The 21,597-nt window shown below is 68.2% G+C and carries 23 protein-coding genes; 4 read left to right on the forward strand and 19 right to left on the reverse strand.

From position 1 onward, the window contains the following. Positions 1 to 21 precede the first annotated feature (21 nt). Complete coding sequence (locus AB0L70_RS37645; protein ID WP_363691648.1) at positions 22 to 456, forward strand: MarR family transcriptional regulator; 435 nt, start codon at positions 22 to 24, stop codon at positions 454 to 456. Here the strand turns inward: AB0L70_RS37645 and AB0L70_RS37650 are convergent, their stop codons facing one another. Continuing rightward, on the reverse strand, positions 457 to 2,040 hold the full coding sequence (locus tag AB0L70_RS37650; protein WP_363691649.1) for a mucoidy inhibitor MuiA family protein: 1,584 nt from the start codon (positions 2,038 to 2,040) through the stop codon (positions 457 to 459). It lies immediately after the preceding gene. Positions 2,041 to 2,135: 95 nt separating this feature from the next. Here AB0L70_RS37650 and lhgO point away from each other — a divergent pair, with 95 nt between their 5' ends. Continuing rightward, complete coding sequence (gene lhgO / locus AB0L70_RS37655) at positions 2,136 to 3,329, forward strand: L-2-hydroxyglutarate oxidase (RefSeq protein WP_363691650.1); 1,194 nt, start codon at positions 2,136 to 2,138, stop codon at positions 3,327 to 3,329. Positions 3,330 to 3,331: 2 nt separating this feature from the next. Here lhgO and AB0L70_RS37660 read toward each other — a convergent pair whose 3' ends face one another. Beyond that, positions 3,332 to 3,916 (reverse strand): GNAT family N-acetyltransferase, encoded by a 585-nt coding sequence (locus AB0L70_RS37660; RefSeq protein ID WP_363691651.1) that lies wholly within the window; start codon positions 3,914 to 3,916, stop codon positions 3,332 to 3,334. Between the two features lie 87 nt (positions 3,917 to 4,003). Between AB0L70_RS37660 and AB0L70_RS37665 the strand changes: the two genes are divergently transcribed. After that, positions 4,004 to 5,278, forward strand: a complete 1,275-nt coding sequence (locus AB0L70_RS37665; protein ID WP_363691652.1) for an MFS transporter — start codon at positions 4,004 to 4,006, stop codon at positions 5,276 to 5,278. Here the strand turns inward: AB0L70_RS37665 and AB0L70_RS37670 are convergent. From AB0L70_RS37670 to AB0L70_RS37690, 5 genes are all read right to left on the reverse strand, one after another. After that, the gene (locus AB0L70_RS37670; protein WP_363691653.1) at positions 5,247 to 5,975 is read right to left on the reverse strand and encodes a DUF4386 domain-containing protein; all 729 of its coding nucleotides are present in this window, start codon (positions 5,973 to 5,975) and stop codon (positions 5,247 to 5,249) included. The genes AB0L70_RS37665 and AB0L70_RS37670 overlap by 32 nt on opposite strands. Further along, complete coding sequence (locus tag AB0L70_RS37675; RefSeq protein ID WP_363691654.1) at positions 5,972 to 6,205, reverse strand: hypothetical protein; 234 nt, start codon at positions 6,203 to 6,205, stop codon at positions 5,972 to 5,974. Before AB0L70_RS37675 ends, AB0L70_RS37670 begins: the two co-directional genes overlap by 4 nt. Positions 6,206 to 6,258: 53 nt before the next feature. Further along, positions 6,259 to 8,829, reverse strand: coding sequence for a LuxR C-terminal-related transcriptional regulator (locus tag AB0L70_RS37680; protein WP_363691655.1), 2,571 nt, complete (start codon positions 8,827 to 8,829; stop codon positions 6,259 to 6,261). Between the two features lie 31 nt (positions 8,830 to 8,860). After that, positions 8,861 to 9,151, reverse strand: coding sequence for a hypothetical protein (locus tag AB0L70_RS37685; RefSeq protein WP_363691657.1), 291 nt, complete (start codon positions 9,149 to 9,151; stop codon positions 8,861 to 8,863). Between the two features lie 201 nt (positions 9,152 to 9,352). After that, entirely contained in the window at positions 9,353 to 9,970 is a 618-nt protein-coding gene (locus AB0L70_RS37690) for a helix-turn-helix domain-containing protein (RefSeq protein WP_363691658.1), read from the reverse strand. A 61-nt stretch (positions 9,971 to 10,031) separates the two neighbouring features. Here AB0L70_RS37690 and AB0L70_RS37695 point away from each other — a divergent pair, with 61 nt between their 5' ends. Continuing rightward, the gene (locus tag AB0L70_RS37695; protein WP_363691659.1) at positions 10,032 to 11,462 is read left to right on the forward strand and encodes an MFS transporter; all 1,431 of its coding nucleotides are present in this window, start codon (positions 10,032 to 10,034) and stop codon (positions 11,460 to 11,462) included. On the opposite strand, the gene AB0L70_RS37700 is transcribed toward AB0L70_RS37695, so the two are convergent. The 12 genes from AB0L70_RS37700 to AB0L70_RS37755 all read right to left on the reverse strand — a co-directional run bounded on the left by AB0L70_RS37700 (position 11,446) and on the right by AB0L70_RS37755 (position 21,536). Next, positions 11,446 to 11,946, reverse strand: a complete 501-nt coding sequence (locus tag AB0L70_RS37700) for a GtrA family protein (RefSeq protein WP_363691661.1) — start codon at positions 11,944 to 11,946, stop codon at positions 11,446 to 11,448. The two genes, AB0L70_RS37695 and AB0L70_RS37700, sit on opposite strands and share 17 nt — an antisense overlap. Before the next feature lie 58 nt (positions 11,947 to 12,004). Further along, the gene (locus tag AB0L70_RS37705; RefSeq protein WP_363691663.1) at positions 12,005 to 12,400 is read right to left on the reverse strand and encodes a DUF302 domain-containing protein; all 396 of its coding nucleotides are present in this window, start codon (positions 12,398 to 12,400) and stop codon (positions 12,005 to 12,007) included. Continuing rightward, positions 12,400 to 12,774, reverse strand: a complete 375-nt coding sequence (locus AB0L70_RS37710) for a glyoxalase superfamily protein (RefSeq protein WP_363691664.1) — start codon at positions 12,772 to 12,774, stop codon at positions 12,400 to 12,402. The genes AB0L70_RS37705 and AB0L70_RS37710 overlap by 1 nt, the downstream gene beginning before the upstream one ends. Positions 12,775 to 12,784: 10 nt before the next feature. Further along, positions 12,785 to 13,003: a phosphatase PAP2 family protein gene (locus AB0L70_RS37715; RefSeq protein WP_363691665.1), complete on the reverse strand. Its 219-nt coding sequence runs from the start codon at positions 13,001 to 13,003 to the stop codon at positions 12,785 to 12,787. Further along, positions 12,931 to 13,470 carry a hypothetical protein gene (locus AB0L70_RS37720; RefSeq protein WP_363691667.1) on the reverse strand — a complete coding sequence of 180 codons (540 nt, stop codon included), beginning with the start codon at positions 13,468 to 13,470 and terminating at the stop codon, positions 12,931 to 12,933. Before AB0L70_RS37720 ends, AB0L70_RS37715 begins: the two co-directional genes overlap by 73 nt. 43 nt (positions 13,471 to 13,513) lie before the next feature. Continuing rightward, the gene (locus AB0L70_RS37725; RefSeq protein WP_363691668.1) at positions 13,514 to 15,772 is read right to left on the reverse strand and encodes an aminotransferase class III-fold pyridoxal phosphate-dependent enzyme; all 2,259 of its coding nucleotides are present in this window, start codon (positions 15,770 to 15,772) and stop codon (positions 13,514 to 13,516) included. A gap of 14 nt (positions 15,773 to 15,786) precedes the next feature. Beyond that, positions 15,787 to 16,473: an MBL fold metallo-hydrolase gene (locus AB0L70_RS37730; RefSeq protein WP_363691669.1), complete on the reverse strand. Its 687-nt coding sequence runs from the start codon at positions 16,471 to 16,473 to the stop codon at positions 15,787 to 15,789. Between the two features lie 69 nt (positions 16,474 to 16,542). Further along, positions 16,543 to 17,871, reverse strand: a complete 1,329-nt coding sequence (locus AB0L70_RS37735; RefSeq protein WP_363691670.1) for a metallopeptidase TldD-related protein — start codon at positions 17,869 to 17,871, stop codon at positions 16,543 to 16,545. Next, a complete protein-coding gene (locus tag AB0L70_RS37740; RefSeq protein ID WP_363691671.1) occupies positions 17,868 to 19,337 on the reverse strand; it encodes a TldD/PmbA family protein in 1,470 nt (489 codons plus the stop codon). The genes AB0L70_RS37735 and AB0L70_RS37740 overlap by 4 nt, the downstream gene beginning before the upstream one ends. Before the next feature lie 190 nt (positions 19,338 to 19,527). Then, positions 19,528 to 19,746: a hypothetical protein gene (locus AB0L70_RS37745; protein ID WP_363691672.1), complete on the reverse strand. Its 219-nt coding sequence runs from the start codon at positions 19,744 to 19,746 to the stop codon at positions 19,528 to 19,530. Further along, on the reverse strand, positions 19,743 to 20,543 hold the full coding sequence (locus AB0L70_RS37750; RefSeq protein WP_363691673.1) for a hypothetical protein: 801 nt from the start codon (positions 20,541 to 20,543) through the stop codon (positions 19,743 to 19,745). Before AB0L70_RS37750 ends, AB0L70_RS37745 begins: the two co-directional genes overlap by 4 nt. Before the next feature lie 183 nt (positions 20,544 to 20,726). Next, positions 20,727 to 21,536, reverse strand: coding sequence for an ABC transporter ATP-binding protein (locus AB0L70_RS37755; RefSeq protein WP_363691674.1), 810 nt, complete (start codon positions 21,534 to 21,536; stop codon positions 20,727 to 20,729). Positions 21,537 to 21,597: the final 61 nt, after the last annotated feature.

The raw sequence follows: 21,597 nt of genomic DNA on the forward strand, positions 1-21,597 counted from the left end.
GGCAGGCAATAAAGGGATGAGATGACTGACACCGAGACCTTGAGCAAGCTCCGCGGGGTGATCTCCAAGCTGGCGCGGGAGCTCAACACCACCGCGACCGACGAGGGCCTGACCCCGACTCAGGCCTCCGTGCTCGGCCTGATCACGGTCCGCGGTCCACTCGGCCTGACCGAGCTCGCCCAGTTCGAAGGCCTCAACCCGACCATGCTGTCCCGCGTGGTCGGCCGCCTCACCGAACTCGAACTGATCCAGCGCGACCCGAACCCCGACGACCTCCGCGCCGTCCGCGTCGAAGCAACCGCCGCCGGCCGCAAACTCCACGAACGCGTCAAACTCCTCCGCACCGAAGCCATCGGCGCCTGCCTCGACCAGATGCCGGCAGCCTCCGCCCAAACCATCATCGCCGCCCTCCCCGCCCTCGACGACCTGGCCCAAGCCCTCCGCACCCGCCGCTGACTACTCGCGCCAGCCGGTGAGCTCTACCGATTTGGCGGTGTCTACTCGGTAGCCGAGGTGGATCTTTGTTTCGGTGCCTGGGGCAAGGGTTAGTTTCCAGGTGATTACGCCTAGGTCGGTGGTTTCGGTGGGGGCTGGGTCGGTGGTGGTGGGTTTTACCGTGATCTCGTGGTCTCGGGCGACTGGGAGTTGGTCGAGGACGGTGATGCGGGCTTCGCGGGGGGTGTGGTTCTCGAGCTGGGTTTCGTATTCGACCTCGCGGCGGCGGGTCGATCCGAGGGTTGCCTTGGTGGCGGTACGGCGTACGAGCTTGCGCTCGACGCGGATGCGGTCGTCCAGGCCCAGGGCGAGCTCGACGTCCTCGCCGGGGGCCCAGAGGGGAAGGGCGGCGGAGCCGACGAAGTCGGCCTCGTGGAAGACGGCGGCTTTGCCGGCGGGCAGGGTGTGGGCGGAGGAGTTCACGACCGTTGCGCGCAAGTGTACGTCGTTCGACCGGACCGGCGCGGTCACGTAGTCGAGCTCCGCGTCGAGGTCGATCGCGGCGATCGTGGCGCGGTGCGAGGCGCCGTCGGCTGGTACGGCTACCGGGCGGGGCGGTGTGTAGGTCGCCGCGGTGACACCTTGTTCGACGGTCGCCGAGACGTCGGCGAAGGCGGGTGCGGGTGCGGCTGCCCCGGCAAACTGAGCCTGTTCAGTCATTGCGAGCGCATCGCGGCCGCGCCGCAGCGGAGCACCGCCGGGAGCAGCGCCCGGCGCCACCGGCATCGGCGGGTGGAAACGGTCGAGGTACCAGGGCTCGAGCTCTGGTACCTTCGCGGCCACCGTCGGCCGGGCCGTCGAGAGCGTGAGGTCGCACTCCGGCCAGTCCTCACCAGTCTGCTGGGTGATGAGCCCGAACCAGCTCAGCGTGAGCTGGTCGCCGGTGAGGCGAACGTCGTACGAGCTGGTCCAGCCGGCGCCGGGTACGACGTACGAGAGCTCGATCTCCACCTCCGCCTCGGCCTCCAGCGAGAGCGCGACCGCAGCGGCTCGCCGGTCCGGGGTGCGCTGCTGTGCGACCGCGGCCAGCCGGCGGTCGGCGGCATCGAGGCGCTCGTCAGCTTCGCGCCGCTGCGTGGCGAGCTCCCGTCGCGTCGTCCGTACGGCGGCCAACCGGGCCGCGAGCGACTCCGTGAACCCGCTGAGCTCGGCGCCCGGTTCGGCGGAGGCGAGTGTCCGGGCGAAGCTGTTGCCGGCTCGCCGGGCCAGCTGGGTCAGGAACGCGTCGAGCTGGGCCTGGACGTCATCGGCGTCGGCCAGTTCCGCGACCTCGGCCTCGGCGTCGCGGCGCTGCCGCTCGAGCTCGGCGACGGTCTCGTCGGGCGCCTGCGGATGATGCCGCATGGTCAGATCCACGCCGAGCACCGTGGCCGGTCCGTGGCCGGAGACCCGGACCGAGTCCTCGTGCAGGGTGAGCGGCAGCGGCTCGACGTACACCGTCTGGTCGCCGGCCGGAACGCTGATCTTGCCGCGGCGGGTGACCCGCGCGCGGTCCGGATAGACGGTGACGGCGGCGATCGGAGCATCCACGACGAGTTCGGTCATGGTCCCGACACTAGTCGCCGGAACTGTATTTTTGGGGTGCTGTTCCAGCTCTTGTGGACAGGCCGCGGTGGACGCGGCCGGTACTGGGAGGGTCGATGAGATCTGCGGTTGTGGTCGGCGGCGGCATCGTCGGGCTGGCGGTCGCGCGGAGTTTGCAGCGCCTCGACCCCGGTACGCCGGTCGTCGTCCTCGAGAAGGAATCGTCCGTCGCGGCGCATCAGACCGGGCACAACTCCGGGGTCGTGCACTCGGGGCTGTACTACCGGCCCGGCTCCCTGAAGGCGCGCCTGGCGGTCGCCGGGGGAGCGGCGCTGAAGGAGTACTGCGACGCCAAGAACATTCCCGTGGACATCCCCGGCAAGCTGGTCGTCGCGACGACTGAGGCCGAGCTGCCACAGCTCGACCGGCTGTTCGGCATCGGCCAGGAGAACGGCGTCCCGGTCCGGCGGCTGTCCCTCGGCGAGGTCGCTGAACGCGAACCGCACCTCCGGGTCAAGGGCGCGCTGGCGGTCGATTCGACCGGGCGGGTGGACTTCAAGCTCGTCGCGGCCGCGTTGGCCGAGGATGTCCGGGCCGCCGGCGGTGAGATCCGTACCGGGGTGACGGTGACGTCGATCGACAACGCGGGTTCCGTCGTGCGGGTGCGGACGACCGAGGACGTGATTGAGGCGGACCGCGTCGCGGTGTGCGCCGGGTTGCACGCGGACCGGTTGGCGCGGGCGTCTGGACTCGACCCGGGCGTGCGGATTCTGCCGTTCCGCGGCGAGTTCAGCGAGATCGTGCCCGAGCGGGATTTCCTAGTGAAGGGACTGGTCTATCCGGTGCCCGATCCCGACCTGCCGTTCCTCGGCGTGCACCTGACCCGGGGCATCGACGGGACCGTCCACGTCGGGCCGAACGCCGTACCCGCGCTGGCCCGGGAGGGCTACTCCTGGTCGAAGATCGTCCCGCGGGATCTGTGGGACTCGATGAGTTATCGGGGCACGTGGCGGTTGGCCCGGCGGTACGCGAAGACGGGCGCCAAGGAGGTCATGCGGTCGCTCACCGGGCGGGCGCTCGTACGGGAGGCGCAGCGGATGCTGCCCGAGCTGCGCGTTGCCGACGTACGGCGTTCTGGGGCAGGCGTGCGCGCTCAAGCGGTCACCCGTGAAGGCAAGCTCGTCGATGACTTCCTGTTCCTCCGGGACGGCCGCACGCTGCATGTCCTCAACGCCCCGTCGCCGGCCGCGACCGCGTGCCTGGTGATCGGCGAACGGATCGCCGACGAACTCTGCGCCGACCGGGCCTGAGCTCAGGCTGGTTTCACGATCAGGGTGACGACCCAGCGGTGTGGAGAGATCGGCCTGGTGCGGGTGAAGCCGTAGCTCTCGAAGGCCGACATCGGTCCGGTGTGGAGGAACGATCCGGCCACCGTGCGGTCGTCGGTCTCCTCGGGGTAGCCCTCGACGACGCCTCCGCCGCTGCGGGCGATCTCGTCGAGTGCCCCACCGAGCGCGGCGTGGGCGACGCCGCGTTTTCGTAGGCCCTTGCCGGTGAAGAAGCAGGTGATCCGCCAGTCCGGCAGGGCCTCGAGGCCCTTCTCGTACAGCCGTCGGCTCTTGATCTCCGGCAGCTCGTCCGGCGAGCCGAACTGACACCAGCCGAGGCACTTGTCCCCGTCGAACACCAGCGAGTTGTGGGTGAGGCCCTGGTTGACCAGGTCCTCCTTCTCGGCGCGGTTCTGCGCCGCCGTCCGCCCCTTGCCGAGCTTGACGTGGAACCCCATACACCAGCAGCCGCCCCACACCCCGTTGTTCGCCTCGACCAACTCGGCGAACGCAGGCCAGGTCTCCGACGTCAGCGCCCGAACCGTGAGCCCACCCTCTACACCACTCATAGTTCCTCCATCAGCTCACCGTAGAGCCACCCCCGGACAATTCCACGCCTCGACAAGCCGCCGAACGAGGCGCACTGTGGGGCCATCGTGACGAGGGGTCGGCTGAAGGACCGAACGACGGAGGGGGCTGGGGCCGCTGACGCGCGCCCGGTCGGCTGGGGCTTCATCGTGCTGTACACGCTGGCCTACCTGAGCACCTGCCTGGTGCTGATCGCGCCCCTGCTGGTCACCCTCGCATTGAAGGTGAACTCGCTGGTCGGGATCGAGGCGGCCCCGCGCAACCTGGCGCTCGTCGCCGGCATCGGCGGCCTGATCGCCATGGTCGGCAACCCGTTCTTCGGCAAGCTGAGCGACCGTACGTCGTCACGCCTGGGCATGCGGCGTCCGTGGATGGTCACCGGCCTCGTGGGTGGTTCCCTCGGCGTCTTCGTGGTCGCGGTCGCACCGAACGTGCCCGTCGTACTCATCGGGTGGTGCGTCGCCCAACTGTTCTTCAACGCCTTGCTCGCCGTCGAAGTCGCGGTGCTGCCGGACCAGGTCCCCACGGGGCAGCGAGGCTTGGTCGCCGGCGTACTCGGCGTTTGTCTGCCGATCGCCTCGGTGAGCGGCACCTACGTGGTCAAGCTGTTCACCGGCCATCAGGTCGCGATGTTCCTGGCTCCGTGTGTGATCGGCGGGTTCTTCATCCTGCTGTTCGCGGTGTTCCTCGACGATCGCCGGCTTGCCACCGAGGACAAGCCGGCGTGGTCGCTGCGGGAATTCGCCAGTACCTTCTACGTCTCGCCGCGCAAGAACCCGGACTTCGCCTGGGCGTTCGCGAGCCGCTTCCTGTTCGTGCTGGCCTACGCCTTCCTGTTCACGTACCAGGCCTACTACCTGCTGGACAAGCTCGGCAGTGCCGAGGCCGACGTACCGCGGCAGATCTTCCTCGGCACCCTCGTCCAGTCGGCCGTCATCGTCATCGCGTCCCTGATCGGTGGCCGGCTGTCCGACTGGACGCACCGGCGGAAGGTGTTCGTCCTCAGCGCATCGATCGTCTACGGGTCGGCGATGTTCGTGATCAGCAGCGCCGTCAGTTTCAACGGCTATCTGGTCGGCATGGCGATCGGTGGACTCGGATTCGGTCTGTACATGGCCGTCGACCTGGCGCTCGTCGTCGACGTACTGCCGGACCAGGAGAACGCCGCGAAGGATCTCGGCGTACTGAACATCGCGGGCGCTCTTCCTGGGTCCGTCGCGGCGGCTGTCGCTCCGGCGATCCTGGCCGTCGGTGGTGGCAGCTACGGCGTTCTGTACGCCGTCGCCGGGGTGTGCGCGATGGTTGGGGCCTTCACCATTGTGCCGGTGCGAGGCGTTCGATAGCGGCTCGGTCGAAGCCCTTGACGACGAGCCAGACGCCGAGGGAGAACTCCCAGGCGGCGATGGGCAGGACGAGGACCAGAGCGGGGCCGGAGAACTGGTCGAAGCCGCCGAACCAGGTGGAGATCGCCGAGATCAGGAGCAGCGGGACACCGATCAGGCCCACGGTCGGGATGATCCGGGGCACGAGCCGGGAGCGGTACATCAGGGTGCCGAGCATGAGCCCGTTCAGCGCGGCCATCACGCCGGGGCCGAGCAGCATGGTCCAGTTGCGGACCGCAACGAGTGAATGGCCCGCGATCAGCAGTGAGTCCGCCTCGGGGCCGGTCGCGCCGGCGTGGCGAAGCGTCACGACCGACATCAGGCTCACGATGCCGATGGCGATCACCGCGGCCTCGAAGAGACGAGTGGTGACGAAGCCCAGCGCCAGGCTCTCGTTCTGCCGTCGCACGACCGGGAACAAGGCGACCGCCGTACCGATGGCGGCGAGCGCGTTGATCAGGTCCAGCAGGCACGCGAAGAGCACTCGGGTATCGGCGCCGGAGCCGATGATGTAGTTCGGATCGTTCAGCACCGGCCCGAGCAGCGGGACTGCCGGGATCGAGCTGACGAAGGTGAGCAGGTACAGCGCGCCCGCTACGAACGCGGTCTTCCGCAGCGTGCTCATCGGTACTCGCGTAGTCGTGGTGATGGTGGTCATCTCAAGGTCTCCTTGCCGGGGTGGTCGGACGCGACCTGCCGGACCGAGACGAGCGGCAGCCCGAGGTCGCGCACCTTCTGGAGCAGGCCGTGCAGTGCGGCCTGGTCGACGACCGGACCCTGGATGCGAGTGGTGCCGTCGTTCTCCCGGGTGAGCGTCATCTGGTCGAACCAGGTGGCCCAGCGGGATTCGAGGTGGCCCTCGATGCGGATCTCGTACTGTCCGGTCATGCCCCGAAGGTAGGAGCCGATGTAGTGAACGCAGATCACCACATGTGGTGAAATCAGAGGTTGAGTTCTTCGGCCCGGCGTACGGCGGCCCGGCGGTTGTTCACGCCGAGCTTGGCGTAGATGTTCTTGGTGTGGGTCCGCACGGTGTGCAGCGACAGCACCAACTGCCGGGCGATCTCGGGTCCACCGAGGTCGGACCGGAGCAGTCGCAGTACGTCGTTCTCGCGCGCACTGAGTGGCTCGATCAGTCCTGATTTAGGGGCCGTCAGCAACCGCCGTGGAGTGATCCCGCGCTTGGCCCCGGCCTGCAGCAGGACCTCCATGGGCCGGCCCTCATCGAGGAATCGGCGGACGTAACCCTCCGGCTCGGCGAGCTGCAGAGCGCGTTCGAGTGGCACGAGTGCGCCGGGGATGTCGCCGTACACCTGATGGACGAGTGCCTGCAGCACCAGGATCTCGATGACACTCCCGATCCGGCCGCCAGCCTCGGCGGTGACGAGGAGGCGCTCCAGCAGTACGGCGGCCTTGTCGGGGGAGCCCGCCATCAGAATCCGGGCGAAAGTGAGGTGCTCGTACTCGCGGAGGTAGCTGAGCTCGTCCTCGACCGACAGTTCCCGCGCCCAGCTCCGGGCCTCGGCGAGCCTGCCCTGAGCGACCCACACGCGCGCCCGCACGGCCGGGACTGGGCGGACGTTGGGGGAGAAGTCGCCTACATACAGGCGATCCGCCTCGTCGAGCAGGGCAACCGCCGCCGGCAGATCACCCTCAGCCTGCCGTACCCGGGCCATGGCGAGCCGCCACCGGTACGGGTTCTGCGGCAACCACGTGTGCTCGCCGAGCTTCTGGGCGTGCAGCAGGTGCTGGGTCGCAGTCGGCAGATCACCGAGTTCGCAGGCGACCTGCGCCATGCCGACGTACATGTCCGCGGTTCCGCGCAGGGTCGGCTCGGCCGAGGTGAGTCGCAATGCCTGTTGATAGGTGCGCATCGCGTCGCCGAGGCGGCCTTGCGTGATCCGGATGTCGGCGAGCGTGATCGAACAACCGAGTACGTCGGCCAGATGCCCGACACGCTGCATTCCCTCGACGCAGACGGAGTACCTGTGGTGTGCGGCCTCGAGCTCGCCGCGACTCCAGTCGACGAGCCCGAGGATGGCCGAGGCGCCGGACCGGGTGAGGAGGTCAGCGTCCTGCGCCAGGTCGATCGCGGATTGGGCATGCGTACGAACGGAATCCACATCGCCCTCGGCCAAGGCCAGCGCTGCGTGGTACATCTCGATCGCCGCGGACAGCCCTGGAGGCGCGTCCTCGACCGCTCTGAGCCGCTCCGCGACGCCATCGAACTCCCCGCATGACATCAGCGCACCGATGAAGCCCACCGCAAGGACCGGCCGCTCGCGAACCACCTCCGCAGGGATGTCGTCGATCCAGCCGCGGAGCGTGGCTTCCTGCCTGTCCCGCAGCAGCCCCGGAATCGCCGGCTCGATCAACCCGGCCGCGCGCTCGGCATCCCCGGCCAAGAGCGCGTGCCGTACCGCGGGCGTGATCATCGCGGCCCGCTCGTACCACTGACTGGCTCGGCGGTGCAGCTCGGCGACCTCCTCGGACTGGTCATCCAGCAGGTGAGTGTGCAGGACGTCGGCGAAGAGATGGTGGTAGCGGTACCACTGCCGGTGGTCGTCCAGCGGCACCATGAACAGGTTGCCGCGGTCAAGCGTTTGGAGCATCGCCTTCCCGTCGTGCTGCCCGGTGACGGCATCGCAGAGTGGCCCGCTGAGCCGGTCCAGGATGCTGGTCCGGATCAGGAACTGCCGGAGGTGGTCGGGCTGCCGCGCCAGCACCTCGTCAGCCAGATAGTCGACGATGTACCGGTCGTCGCCGGCGAAGCCCGCGATGAACGCACCGACATCGTCCCGCCCTTGCATCGACAGTCCGGCCAGCTGCAGCGCGGCGATCCACCCCTCCGTCCGGCCTTCCAGTACGGCGATGTCGCTCGCCGTCAGGTCGAGTCCGACGGTCTCGTTCAGGTACGTCGCCACTTCGTCGAGCGTGAACCGCAGTTCCGCGGCCCGGATCTCGACCAGGTCGGCGCGGGCCCGGAGGCGGGCGATGGGGAGGTCGGGGTCGGCGCGAGTACTGATCACCAGGTGCACGTGCGGCGGCAGGTGATCGAGGAAGAACGCCGTACCGGCTTGGATCTCTGGCGCGTTGACCAGGTGGTAGTCGTCGAGCACGATGTCGAGTTCGTTCGGCACGGCACCGAGCTCGTTGAGCACGGTCGCGAGGATCGTCTCGATCCGTGCCTCGCTCGACCGCAGCAGCGCCAGAGCGCTGGCGCCGATCCCTGGTACGGCGTTCTGCACCGCGGTAATCACGTACGTCCAGAACGCTGCGGGCTGGTTGTCGCCGGCATCGAGAGACACCCAGGCCACGGACCGGCCTTGGGCGGACGCGTCGGCGAGCCATTCGGCCAGCAACGTGGTCTTTCCGAACCCTGCGGGCGCCGAGATCAACGTCAATCGCGATTCGGCACCATGATGCAAGCGCTCGCGTAACCGCGGCCGCACGACCAGCCGGTGCCGCACCTTGGGCAGATAGAGCTTGCTCTCGATCAGCGGACCCACCATGGAGCTTCCCCCTCAGCCCCTAGTGTGCGCCTCAGCGGTGGAGTGGCATGGGGCAGTGCGGTTCGGTGGCTACGTCGTCGAGGTCGTAGGCGACCAAGGGGCAGCGCGTGCAGTAGAGCAGTCCGTCGTCCGGGTTCGTCATCAGCTGGTGGCCGTGCGAGGTGCCCGCGGCCGGACAGTGGGTGGTCGCGATCTCGGTCGGGTGCGCGAAATGGCCGCCGCAGCGGATGCAGACCCGGCCCGCGCTGACCTCGCCGTGCGGCGTGACCATCGACACGTCCGCCACCCAGTGACCGTTGATCACAGCTAAGGACTCGTTCACGGCCCTCTTCTCCGAAGGATGCGGACAACCCCTCGGTGCCCCGCCGCAGGATTTCTACCCACGCCTGGCCCGGTCAGTCGCAAGACGGTCATAATGGAAGCGGCCGCGCGTGCTGGTTCCTTCAACACGCGCGGCCTCGGTAGTCAGCGATCCATGGTTCTCGCCGTCCACCTGACTACCAAGTGCCCCGAAGCGCCCAGATCATGTACGGGTGAGCCAGCGATCCAGCTCACCCAGGACGTTCTCGATCTCCGGATACAGCCCGTCGACGATCTCGGCGGGGCTCTGTCCCGCGTGCGTACGGCGGCCTGACTCGCTGATGATGATCTGGAACACACCGGCCAATGCGATGCCCTGCAGGCGGGCGATCTCGGGCGCGACCGGGGTCGTGTCGCTGATCGCCGTGGCCAGCGCGGCGGCCTGGCGATCGGTCATTTCCAGGGCCAGCCGGTTGACGGCCGGGCTGATGGCGGCCAGATAGCCGAGGTTGCCGCGGGCATTCTCCGCCGGCATGTCGCGGATCGCCGACACCGTCTCCAGCACGAAGTCGCGGATGGCGGCGGCCGGGCTCGTCCCGGCCGGCCGGGAGCGGATCAGCTCGCCCAGCCGGTCCTGGATCTGCTGCTCGCGGTCGGTGACCAGCTGCTCCTTGGTCGGGAAGTAGTTGTACAGCGTCTGCTCCGCCACCTCGGCCGCGCGGGCGATCTCGCTGACGGCGACACGCTCGTACCCCCGCTCGGCGAACAGCCGGGCCGCGGTCTCGGCGATGCGCAAGCGGGTGCGGGCTTTCTTCAGGTCGCGGAGTCCGGGTTCTGCCACGCGCAAAGTGTATCAAGCCACATAATTAGAGTGAACCCTAAAAATCGTGTACGGTGCAGGTATGAGCATCCAACTCACCTCTCCTCGGTCCCTGCGGGACGCCTGGATCGCGTTGGCCGGCCTGTCCGCCGTGTTCCTGTTCGAGATGCTGGACAACTCGATCCTCAACGTCGCGCTGCCCACGATCGGCCGCGACCTGCACGCTTCGACGGTGTCCCTTCAGTGGGTGACCGGCGCCTATGTGGTGCTGTTCGGCGGATTGATGCTGCTGTTCGGCGCGATCGCCGACCGGTTCGGCCGCCGGCGGGTCATGCTCACCGGCCTGGTGGTCCTCGGGGTCGCGAGCCTGGCGACCGCCTTCGTCACGTCCGCCGGCGAACTGATCGCGGTCCGGTCGGTGATGGGCGTCGCCGCCGCGATGACCACGCCCGGCTCGATCGCGCTCGCGTTCCGGCTGTTCGACCAGGACAAGCTCCAGGTCCGGGCGATCACGCTCATCTCGACCGTCGGTCTGGTCGGCCTGGCGGTCGGTCCGACTGCTGGTGGCTTCGTACTCGCGTTCGCCCCGTGGCAGGCCCTCCTGCTGGTGAACGTGCCGATCGCCGTGCTCGCGTTCATCGGAGTGCGAGCAGGCATCGCCGCCGACGATCCGGCCGAGCTGCACGGCGACCCGGTCGACGTCCTCGGAGCAGTGCTGAGTACGGCGACGATCGTACTGGCGCTCCTCGCACCGACCCTGTTCGTGAACGAGGGGTCCGGCTCGTGGGCTCCATGGACGGTGACCGTGGCGGCCGTTGCCGCGGGCATCTTCTTCGTCCTGCGCGCCCGCACGGCGCGGTACCCCTTGCTCGACCTGAAGCTCATTGCCCGCCCGCTGGTGTCGAGCGCCCTGGCGTACAAGGCCGCGGCCGGGCTGGCGGTCGCGGGCCTCGGCTACCTGGTGACGTTGCAGCTGCAGCTCGACTGGGGGTGGACGCCCGTACAGGCCTCTCTTGGCATGCTGCCGCAGGTGGTGGTCCTGGTCGCGGGCGGCCGGCTGGTCGGTCCGTTCGTGGAGCGGGTCGGACCCGATCGGGCTGCCTGGATCAGCTCTACCGCTGTCGTGTCGGGGCTCGCGGTCTTCGGGCTGTTCGGCCACTTCGGTTATGTGTGGGTTGCCATCTCGCTCGTGCTGGTGGCTGCCGGGATGCGCGTGATCGGCACTGTGGCCGGCTTCAACGTTCTCCGGGGTCTGCCGAAGAACCGGACCACGATCGGCGCAGCCCTGCTCGACACCGCCACCCAGGTCACCCCGGGCGTCGGCCTGGCCGTCACCGGCACGATCCTCGCGGCGATCTTCACCGGCTCGATCGCCACGCCGAACTGGAGCCCGCAGCAATCCGCCCAGTTCCACGAGGCCGTCACGATCGCCGGCCTGACCCTCACAGCCGTAGCGGGTGCACTCGTCGCCTGGGCGATCCTCCGAGCACGAGGCGCTATCGAGCCGGCGTGAGGCTACGCGCCGGCACTCGACGGAACACGATCCAGCGAAGAGCGCAGTACATGTAGACCGCTTCGCAGACACCGGCGAGGACGCGCGCGAGGTGGTACTCGAGACCGAGCGCGGCGGCACCGGTTCCGACGCCGAGGATCCACACCAGGTAGTTCACGACCACCACAGCGGCGTAGACGGCGAACTGCTTCCCGACCGCGGCATGGGACCGGAAGTTGAACAGCCGGTTAAGCACATAAGCCAATGCGAAGGCGCAGCTGTACGCGATCGTGATCGACAACCACAACGCCATCCCCAGCAACGAATGCAGGACTGTGAGCAGTCCTAGATCAACGCAGAAGGTCAGCCCGTTGATCAGAATGAATCCGACCAGACTGGCCGGAACGATCTCGGCCAGCCGCCCCGGCAACCGCCCTACAACAGCCGAAGTGGCCCGGTTGAATGTTGCGCCCCAAGCCTCGGACCGGGACTGCGCCATCAGCATGCCGCCAGTAAACCAGGCGACCCTGAACTACTTGCCCTCAGCTACGGCTCGACAGTGGTCAGCTCGAGGACTGAGGAGCGACCAGGGCGTCGGTGAGGGGGTGGATCGCGGCTAGGGCGGTGACGGTTTCTGGTGGTAGGTCGTGGCGCCGGCTGATGGTTTCGGGGGAGTAGTAGGCGAGGCGGGTGATGCCGGCGTCGTCCCAGATCAGGAGTTTCAGGGGGAGGTCCAGGGCGGTGAGGGGTGCGAGCTCCATGATCGGGGTGCCGGCGGCCGGGTTGCCGAAGATGATCAGCACGGTGTCGCGCAGGCTGAGTCCTGCCGAGCGGGCAGCGGCAGCCTGGTCAATGACGGCGAAGATCGTGACGCCTTTGGTCTCGAGGATCGTGCGGAACCGCTCGGTCACCTCGGTCACGGTGCCGGCGGCGACCTTCGTGATCAGGCCGTCGGGCATCAGTTCGACCGGTTGGTGATCTGCTGGAGAGCCCACGAGTTGCCGTCGGGGTCGTTGAAGAAGGCGAACCGGCCCCACGGGAAGTCCTGGACCTCCGAGACCTCGACGCCACGGCCGACCAGCTCGGAGCGCGCCGCGTCCACATCAGCGACCACGACCTGCAGGCCGCGGACGGATCCGGGCTCGGCCTGGTCCATGCCGGTGCCGAGTGCGATCGAGCAGGCGGATCCGGGTGGGGTGAGCTGCACGAAGCGTAGTTCGTCGCTCACCTGGTGGTCGTGGTCGGCGACGAAGCCGACCTGCTCGGTGTAGAACGCCTTGGCCCGGTCGACATCCGACACCGGGACCGATACCAGCTCCAGCTTCCAGTCCATGAGCGGCAACTTATCGCGAATCCTGCGTCGACCGAATGACGTGGAGCCCGGTGGCGAGCAGACAGAGCCAGGTCACGGCGACAGTCCAGCCGGCCAGGACGTCCGTGGCCCAGTGATACCCGAGATAGATCCGGCTCAGGCCGATCGCCAGGCTCATCACGAGCGCGACTGCCGTGCCGATGAGCTTCGTGAGCCGGGACGCGCTCGACTGCCACAGCAGGCCGGCCAAGAGGCGAAGAACACGGCCGAGCTGAGGCTGTGGCCGGACGGGAACGAGAAGCCGTGGTTGACGTGCCCGAGGACGACGTCGGCACCGGGGCGATGGCGGCCGATCAGCACCTTGAGGCCGTAGGTCAGACCGGCGGCGCCGAGCATGCCGACGATCAGGATGATGCCGGGCTGCCAGCGTCGCGTGCCGGCCCGTAACAGGAGTGCCGCGATCACGGTGAGGATCGACAGGACGGGCACCTCGCCCAGGAACGTGACGGCCGAGGCAACGGTCGACAGCGGCGCACGGCGGTGTGCAACAAAGTCAGCGGTGAGCTGTGGATCGAACGCGGCCAGCCCATCGCCTTCACTGGCCGCATCGGCGAGACCGACGAACCCGGCGATGCCGAGGGCAACAACAACCAGACCGAGTGAGACGCGCAGAATTCTCCAGCGATGATCACCCGTTGGCCGTTCCACCACCCGCATGATGCCAGTGTGGTCGGCCATCGCTGAGAATCCGCTGAGTGTCTCAGTGGTCGCGAGCCTGCTGGGAGGCGGTCAGGAAGTGGTCGACCTCGGCCTCGGTCCAGATCAGCGGCGGGCGGATCTTCAGGACACCGCCGCCCGGACCGGTCGTTCCGACGAGTACGCCGTACTCTCGCAAGCGCTCGGCGAAATCAGCAGCGTCCGGCAGTTCGACGCCGACCATCAACCCCTGGCCACGCACCGGCAGGTCCGGCACCAGCGACTGCAATCCGGCGCGTAGCCGAGCGCCGACCTGACCGGATCGTGCGACCAGTCCGGTCTGCTCGATCACATCCAGCACAGTCAGCGCAGCCACACAGGAGACCGGATTCCCGCCGAACGTGCTGAAGTACTCGTCGACCTCGGTGAACGCCTCGGCGATCTCCCGCCGCGTAATCAGTGCCGCAATCGGGTGACCGTTGCCCATCGGCTTGCCCAGCGTGACGAAATCCGGCGTGAGCCCGAAGTCCAGGAACCGCCACAGATTCCGCCCACCACGGCCGAACCCGGCCTGCACCTCGTCCGCCAGGAACAGCCCGCCAGCAGCCCGCGCCGAGTCCTGCAACCCAACCATGAAGTCGTCGCGAGGCGTCAGGATCCCCGCACTGCTGAACACGCTGTCGACGGCCAGCAACGCCAGATCATGGCCCGCCCGCTGCAGCTCAGCCCGCGCGGCCTGTACCCGGGCCGTCGCCGCGACCCCATCGTCCGCAACGCTCCGAGGCGCCTCGAAAACGGCCACATGTGGTGGCCGCGCGGACGGTGGATAAGTGTTGGTCGAGAACGCTGCCGTGGCCTCGCTCACCCCGTGGTACGACAGGTCCGCGACCACCGCCCCGCCTCGCCCGGTCGCGACCCGCGCCATCCGCCACGCGAGGTCGTTGGCCTCACTCCCGGAGTTCGCGAACACACACGTATCCAGCCCAGGTGGCATCGACGCGATCAGCCGCTCGGCAAGCTCGACGACATTCGGATGCAGATACCGCGAGTTCAGATTCAGTACGGCGGCTTGCCGCGAGATGGCCTGTACGACGGCCGGATGCGCGTGCCCGACCACGGGAACGTTGTTGTAGGCATCGAGATACCGCCGGCCATCGGCAGTGTGGACCCACGGACCTTCGCCGCGGACGACCTGTAAAGGCGAACGGTAGAACAAGGGAGAGAGGTCGCCGCCGAGGACGGACCGGCGGCGGTCCAGCAAGGTCGGGTCGGCCTCCGTGGTGACCCGCGACGTACCGCACAGACGATGGAAGCGCCCGGCCAGTTCGGCGCGGTCCAGCGCGGCGAGCTGATCGAGGATGTTCCAGCTCCCGACGACGAGACTGGTCAGATACTCCTCGTTGTCCGGGTACAGCGGCGCCCGCCAGGCAGAGATCAGCACACTCGCGGCCGAGCGGGCGAGGACGAGCTCACCGATCAACTCCACCTCGTCAGGCTCAAGCGCAAGCACCCGCTGATACCCGTCCAGGAAGCGGCCGGCATCGGCCCACAGATCGTCGGACTCCCGGAGCAGCGACGTCAGACTGATCGCGAGCTCGGCGACGCGGGCGGTGTGGTGCATGTCGCCGAAGTCGATGACACCAGTGATCCCGCCGTCCTTCAGGAGCACGTTGCTCAACGTCACGTCACCGTGCAGCACGCCGGACGGGAGCTTCCGGGTCGCCTCGTCGAGACCGGCGAAGCGTTCGAGCAGCCGACCCAGGGGAGCCCGGCGCGACTCGTCGGGCAGATGATCGGCGTACGAACTCAGGGCGGTGACCTGGCGTGGATCCCAGTCGAGCCGCCGGTAGGCAGCCGGATGCCCGAAGCCCTGAAGCGCGCGCGTCAGCCGCGCCGTGATCGCGCCGAAGCCGGCCGCGAACCAGTCGGGCAGCGTGGTCAGATCACCGACCTCACCCGGCAGGACCGTGATCACGCGAACCAGATGGCTCCGCCCATCGGCGGCCTCAACTGTGGTGATGGGATCGCCAGCGGCAGTAGGCAGCAGCCGGGGGATCGGGAGCTCCGGATCGACCCTGGCGACGTGGTCCATCGCGGCGCATTCCATCGCGATCTGGTCCGGATCGTCACCGGAGTTCGAGACCTTGACCACGAGCCGCTGTCCGTCGGCCTCGGCGAAGAAGTTCCGGTCCCGCTCGCTGCGCAGCTCGGACACCTCGGCGTCGATCCCGTACGCCGTCCGCAGCAACCGCGCGGCCAGCGGTACGTCGACCGCCGGCGGATCCGCCAGCATGCTCGGCGTCCGCTCAGGAATGGTGTCCACGGCAACTCCTCTACTCACGGGACCCGGAACTCCAACGGCATCGCAGCTCCGGTGTAGTCGAACTCGCCGTCCGCGTCGAGCCGGATCGGCCGGTCGTGCCCCGGATGGACCACGTCCGCCAGCGACGCCACCCGCTCGATCGACGCATCGGCCCGCTCCCGGTCGTACGGACGCCCAGACGCCCGGCACGCCCGCAGAACAGCCAGAGTCGGTACGGCGTCAGCTGCCAGAACCGCGGTCCCGTCAGCCGTGTCAACCGCCAGCCCGATCGACCCCGGCGTATGCCCGGGCAACTCGAGCACCGTCACCCCGGCGACCACCTCGTCGCCCTCCTTGACCTCGCGTACGTCGAGACCGTCGAGCACGGACCGGGCCCAGCGCGGCGTACCGAGATCCGATGCCGGTGGGTCGGCCAGATTGCGCAACTCCGCGCCGTGCACGAACACCTGCGCGGCTGGGAACAGATCCACGTTCTGCAGATGGTCCCAGTGCCCGTGGGACAGCACGACCTTGTCGACGTCGGCCGCTCCGAGACCTCGCTCGGTCAACGCCGAGATCAGGTGCCGACGACGACCGGCGTGACCGACGTCGAACAGAATCCGCTCGCCGGCACTCTCGACCAGGAGCACCGAGCAGAACGCCGGGTTGCCCTGGTTCGAGGTGAGTGAGTAGCCGTGCAGGACGGTCGTGACCGTCGGCATGAGATCTCCTGGAGAGTGGAGCAGCAGCGCCCCGCGGGTTTATGAGCACGCACGCGGGGCGCTGCTGGATCAGGGCAGGACGAGCGGGCCGGCGTCGATCAGCAACGACGGGACGACGACGCTGTCCATGAAGGTGGTGTCACCGCACTCCCGCGTGTTGCCGACGGCAAGCACCGCGTTGAGTACGTCGACCATCCGGAAGGTGAACCGGACCTGCGGATGCCACCCGACGAGTCGGCCGTCCTCGGCCCAGTACGTCGCGTCGCGCGTGGTACCCGTGACCATCGTCTGCTTGGGATGCAGCGACCGCAGATAGTCGAGCCGGTTCACCACCAGACCGCTGCCGACCTGCGTGAGCAACTCCTCGTCGGAGGTGTCACCGGCGTCGAGCAGCAGGTTCGACGGGCTCGGGTCGCCGCCGAAACGCCAGCCGTCAGGCACCGCGTGCCCGGTCGGGACGCCACCGGTGACAGCCGCGCGCCGGCGGTCCGAGACAACCCCGGTGAGTACGCCGCGATCGATCAGCTGGGTGCGACGCCGTACGTTGCCCTCGGCATCGAAGCCGCTGGCCAGCCCGGCCGCGTCACCACCGTCGTCGACCAGGCTGATCAGCTCGCTCACAACTCGTTCACCGAGCTTGCCGGCGACCGCCGAACGGCCGGTCGCATACCCGGTCGCGCCGAGGACGAAGTGCCCGTACGTCGCGATCAGCGTGAGCACGGCCTGCGGCTTGAGCAGCACGCGACACGTGCCGTGGTGGGCGCCCCGGGTGGGCAGGGGAGTGAGCGCCGACCGGAGCCGCTCCGGGATCTCGTGCACCGGGATCCGGTCCGCGTCCCGGTTCATGTACCGCACGCTGACCGAGTTGGCGCCCTTCTTCGCGATCGCCTGGATCGATGCCTTGGTCAACGTCTCGGCGCGGAACAGCCCGTCCGAGTTCGCGACCACCCGATCGAGTACGTCGTACCTGATCGCGCCGCCGAGTGTCGTCGACGCGTCGAGACCGTCCCGCACGGTGGAGAACCACTGATGACGGACGGCAGGATCCGAGTCGAGCACGGACGCCGATGCCGCCACCGCAGGCTGGTCGTCCGACGCCTCGACGGCGTCATCCGAATCGGTTGCCGTCGACAACGGTGGCAGGTCCCCGAGCGCGGCGTTCAGCCGATCGGCCAGGACCTGTACGGCGGCCGGCTCGAGCGTCTCCAGCGAGCCGGCGACCGAGCGGCCGTTGCGGGTGGTGCGGACCCGGACCCGAAGGCGGCGTTCGCTGTGCTGGGCGGTGATCCGGGACTCGGCGAAGCGGAGCAGATCGGCGTGTTCGCCGAGGACGTCCAACCGGGTGCCGTCGCCGAGGATCTCGAGTGCTTGCTCGACGTGCGCCTGCTCGATGCTCATCGACCCACCTGCACATTCTGGAACCGGCCCGGAACCGTGCCGTGCCCGACATGAGCCACCTGCAGCGGCTCGCCCTTGTTGCACGACGGGACGCCGTGCACCCTCCACTCGTCCGGTCCGCCCAAGGCATCCAGGCTGGCCCAGAACTGTGGGGTGACGCTCTGGTAGGTGCAGTTCTTCAGCATCCGGCCGACCTTGCCGTCGCGGATCTCCCAGCCGATCTCGGTGCCGAAGCGGAAGTTCATCCGCTGGTCGTCGATCGAGAAGCCGCGGTTGGTGTCGACCAGGATGCCGCGCTTGGTACCGGCGATCATCTCGTCCAGCGACGAGTCGCCCGGCTCCAGGCAGATGTTCGTCATCCGCACCAGCGGGAGCCGCTGCCAGCCGTCGGCCCGGGCCTGCCCGGTCGACTCGCCGCCGAGTGCTCCGGCGGACTCGCGGCCGGACATGTAACCGAGGAAGATGCCGTCCTTGACCAGTTGGGTCCGCTGCGCGGGGACGCCTTCGTCGTCGTACCCGAAGGAGCCGAGGGCGCCGGGGATGGTGGCATCGGCGTACGCCGAGACGATGTCGGAGCCCCACCGGAACGTGCCCCGGCGTTCCGGGGTGGCGTAGGTGCCGCCGGCCAGGCTCACCTCGGTGCCGAGCGCGCGATCGGCCTCCATCGGGTGGCCGGCGCACTCGTGCAGCACCATCGCCAGCTGGTTGCTGCCGGCAATGAGTGTGGTGATCTCGTCGGGGCACTGCGGTGCGGCCAGCAGCGCGACCGCCTCGGCGGCGATCCGGGCCGCCTCGCGGTCCAGACCGAGGGAGACGACGTGCTCGTAGCCGGCGGTGGCGAAGTCGCCGCGCTGGCCGCGGATCTGGCGCGGAACACCCTGCGGGAACGACCGCCGCTGCAGGTCGTCACCGTCGCTGGCGTTGACCATCAGGCCGCCGCCGCTCTCGGTCAGGGTCTGCTCGATCAGCGCGCCTTCGGTGTTCGCGAACACCTTCTCGTCGCGGTAGAAGTCCATCGACGCCTCGATCTGCTGAACCAGCGGACCGGCGGTCGAGGCCTCCTTCACACTGGCGGCGAGCAGATCGAGCTTGCTGGACAGCGGCACGGTGAACGGGTCGACCTGCAGCGGTGAGGACCAGGTGGCGCGGGTCGTCACCGGCGAACCGAGCGACACCTTGCCGCCACCGCCGGCGGCCCTGGCCTGGCCGACCGCCTGGGCGATCACCGCGTCGAGACCGGGGCGATCGAGCCGGTGCGTGGCCGCGAAACCCCACTGGCCGTCGATCAGCACCCGCAGGCCGAGACCGGTCGAGTCGTCGTAGCCGACCTCACCGGGGCCTTCGAGTTCGACCAGCACCTGCTCGTGCGTCCGCCGTACGACGCGAATGTCGCCGTACCGGACGTCGGCCGGTAGCAGGCCGAGCACCGCCTCGGCGATATCGCGCATCACCGGGGAATCAGTCACGTTGGGGACCTCCGATTCAAAACCGTGGACGGGGGAATGGGGCGCCTCGTCTGCGACTGTAGCATCTACTACGAGATTTTGAGAAGACGTTGTGTTTGCTACAGCAGCCTTCCTGCGCCGTCCAGGGACGACTTCGGCCCCGCACACCGGTGCGGGGCCGAAGGTCAAGCGGGCCAGGGGAAACCCGCTCTCACCGCCGTTTCGGGCGGGTGTCGATCGACAGGCTGATGGTGAACGCGGCGATGACCAGCGCGCCGCCGAGCAGGGTCAGCCCGGTCTCGCCGAACAGCCCGATCGTCATCGCGGCGAACAGGAGCGCGAGCGCGATCACCACGGCAACCGCGATCTTCCAGTCGTCACCGATGATGAAGTCGTACCAGAACGCCCCGAAGGCCTTGAGGAACTTCATTTCTTCACCTCCACCGCGATGTCAGGGGCACCGACCGGTGCCGGGGTGGCCGGCTTGCGCAGGGCCGCCACGAAGATCCGGCTGAGCAGGAGCCAGGCCGCGATCAGGGCCAGGATCATCAGGTCGTGGCCCGGCCAGTTCAGGCTCTCGCGGCCGTCGCGGAAGATGCCGATCCCCTCGACCGCCCAGTAGGTCCCGAAGGACGCGAGCAGCAGGCCGACGCCGTACTTGAGCAGGTTCTCGTTGATCATCGACAGCGGCCGGCGCAGCGCGATCGCGATGCCGAGCACGATGACCACGGCCGCGGCCGCACCCAGGCTGGCGCCCGGGATGTTGTTCGCGTTCAGGCCGAAGGTCAGCACGATGAAGACGACCTCCATACCCTCGAGGAACACGCCCTTGAACGAGACCATGAAGGCGAACAGGTCGATCCCGCTCTTGCTCTCACCGGCCGCCTTCGCCGCCTCCACCTCCTCGCGGTAGATCGCGTCCTCGTCGTGCACCGCTTTGCGTCCCGATGATCTGAGGATCGCCTTGCGCAACCACTGCAGCCCGAAGATCAGCAGCAGGCCGCCGATCGCGAGTTGCAGGGCCGACTCCGGCAGCCAGGTCGCCAGTGCGTACCCGGCCGCCACGGTGACCACCGCGAGCGCGCCGAGTGCTGCGAAGGTGCCGACCAGCGCCGATTTCCAGCTCCGGGTGTAACCCATCGCCATCACGATGGTGGTTGCTTCCACCATCTCCACGAAACACGCGACGAACGTCGCGATGATCAGCCCCCACGTTGCCGCGTCCATCTCTCACTTCCCTCGTTCAGGTGAAACCGTTCAGATCGAACCGTTCAGATGAAACATATGCTGCACGAAACGATAGTTACAAAGTCATGGAAGTGTCAATGCGTCAGGGGTACGACGGCCTCCGGGCATGCCGAAGCACCCGAGGAGGAGGGGATCCCCGGGTGCCGGCTTCGGCGGCGGCTCCTAGCCGCTGGCCACCTTCAGTTGGGCCCGCAGACCGGCCCGGAGCGGGATGCACATCGGCTTGCCGCTGACCGGGTGTGGGACGACCTTCGACTCCACCCCGAACACGTCGCGGATGATGTCGTAGGTGAACACGTCCTGCGGCGTGCCCTGAGTCACCATGGCCCCGGACTTCATCACGAACACGTGATCGGCGTACTCAGCGGCCATGTTGAAGTCGTGCAGCACCATCGCGACCGTCTTGCCTTGTTCCTGGTTGAGCTGATGCAGCAGGTCCAGGACCTCGAGCTGATAGGCGACATCCAGGTACGTCGTGGGTTCGTCGAGCAGGATCAGATCCGTGCCCTGGGCGAGGCAAAGTGCGATCCAGACCCGCTGACGCTGACCCCCCGACAGTTGGTCCACGTGCTGATGGCGGAGCTCCGTCGTACTGGTCACCTGCATCGCCCATTCGACGGCGTCCTTGTCGGCCGGGCTCGGCACCTTCAGGGAGGTGCGGTGGGGGTGGCGGCCGAACCAGACCAGGTCCTCGACCGAGATGGACTCGGGCGTGACGAGGACCTGGGGAAGGATCGCCAGGAGCCTCGCGACTTCCTTGGTCGGCGTGTCCTGGATCGACTTGCCGTCGAGGATCACGCTGCCCTTGGCCGGTGGCAGCAGCCGGGCCAGAGCCCGCAGTGCGGTGCTCTTCCCAGAGCCGTTCGGACCGATCAGCACGGAGACCTTCCCGTCCGGGATCGTCAACGTGAGGTCCTTGGCAACGACCTTCTGGTCATAGGCGAGCTGGACGCCTTGTGCCTGCAGACGCATGGCGGTTCTCCTACTTTCCGGTCTTCACTAGCAGGTACAGGAAGTACGGTCCTCCGACGAC

Origin of the sequence: Kribbella sp. NPDC051952, assembly GCF_040680855.1 — a bacterium.
In the GTDB taxonomy this organism is placed as follows: Bacteria; Actinomycetota; Actinomycetes; order Propionibacteriales; family Kribbellaceae; genus Kribbella.

What these genes read in the sequence shown, in the direction of transcription:
- AB0L70_RS37645 (WP_363691648.1), top strand. Translation starts at nt 22, where the DNA reads ATGACTGACACCGAGACCTTGAGCAAGCTCCGCGGGGTGATCTCCAAG.
- AB0L70_RS37650 (WP_363691649.1), bottom strand. Translation starts at nt 2,040, where the DNA reads ATGACCGAACTCGTCGTGGATGCTCCGATCGCCGCCGTCACCGTCTAT.
- lhgO (WP_363691650.1), top strand. Translation starts at nt 2,136, where the DNA reads ATGAGATCTGCGGTTGTGGTCGGCGGCGGCATCGTCGGGCTGGCGGTC.
- AB0L70_RS37660 (WP_363691651.1), bottom strand. Translation starts at nt 3,916, where the DNA reads ATGAGTGGTGTAGAGGGTGGGCTCACGGTTCGGGCGCTGACGTCGGAG.
- AB0L70_RS37670 (WP_363691653.1), bottom strand. Translation starts at nt 5,975, where the DNA reads ATGACCACCATCACCACGACTACGCGAGTACCGATGAGCACGCTGCGG.
- AB0L70_RS37675 (WP_363691654.1), bottom strand. Translation starts at nt 6,205, where the DNA reads ATGACCGGACAGTACGAGATCCGCATCGAGGGCCACCTCGAATCCCGC.
- AB0L70_RS37680 (WP_363691655.1), bottom strand. Translation starts at nt 8,829, where the DNA reads ATGGTGGGTCCGCTGATCGAGAGCAAGCTCTATCTGCCCAAGGTGCGG.
- AB0L70_RS37695 (WP_363691659.1), top strand. Translation starts at nt 10,032, where the DNA reads ATGAGCATCCAACTCACCTCTCCTCGGTCCCTGCGGGACGCCTGGATC.
- AB0L70_RS37700 (WP_363691661.1), bottom strand. Translation starts at nt 11,946, where the DNA reads ATGCTGATGGCGCAGTCCCGGTCCGAGGCTTGGGGCGCAACATTCAAC.
- AB0L70_RS37705 (WP_363691663.1), bottom strand. Translation starts at nt 12,400, where the DNA reads ATGCCCGACGGCCTGATCACGAAGGTCGCCGCCGGCACCGTGACCGAG.
- AB0L70_RS37710 (WP_363691664.1), bottom strand. Translation starts at nt 12,774, where the DNA reads ATGGACTGGAAGCTGGAGCTGGTATCGGTCCCGGTGTCGGATGTCGAC.
- AB0L70_RS37720 (WP_363691667.1), bottom strand. Translation starts at nt 13,470, where the DNA reads ATGCGGGTGGTGGAACGGCCAACGGGTGATCATCGCTGGAGAATTCTG.
- AB0L70_RS37730 (WP_363691669.1), bottom strand. Translation starts at nt 16,473, where the DNA reads ATGCCGACGGTCACGACCGTCCTGCACGGCTACTCACTCACCTCGAAC.
- AB0L70_RS37735 (WP_363691670.1), bottom strand. Translation starts at nt 17,871, where the DNA reads ATGAGCATCGAGCAGGCGCACGTCGAGCAAGCACTCGAGATCCTCGGC.
- AB0L70_RS37745 (WP_363691672.1), bottom strand. Translation starts at nt 19,746, where the DNA reads ATGAAGTTCCTCAAGGCCTTCGGGGCGTTCTGGTACGACTTCATCATC.
- AB0L70_RS37750 (WP_363691673.1), bottom strand. Translation starts at nt 20,543, where the DNA reads ATGGACGCGGCAACGTGGGGGCTGATCATCGCGACGTTCGTCGCGTGT.
- AB0L70_RS37755 (WP_363691674.1), bottom strand. Translation starts at nt 21,536, where the DNA reads ATGCGTCTGCAGGCACAAGGCGTCCAGCTCGCCTATGACCAGAAGGTC.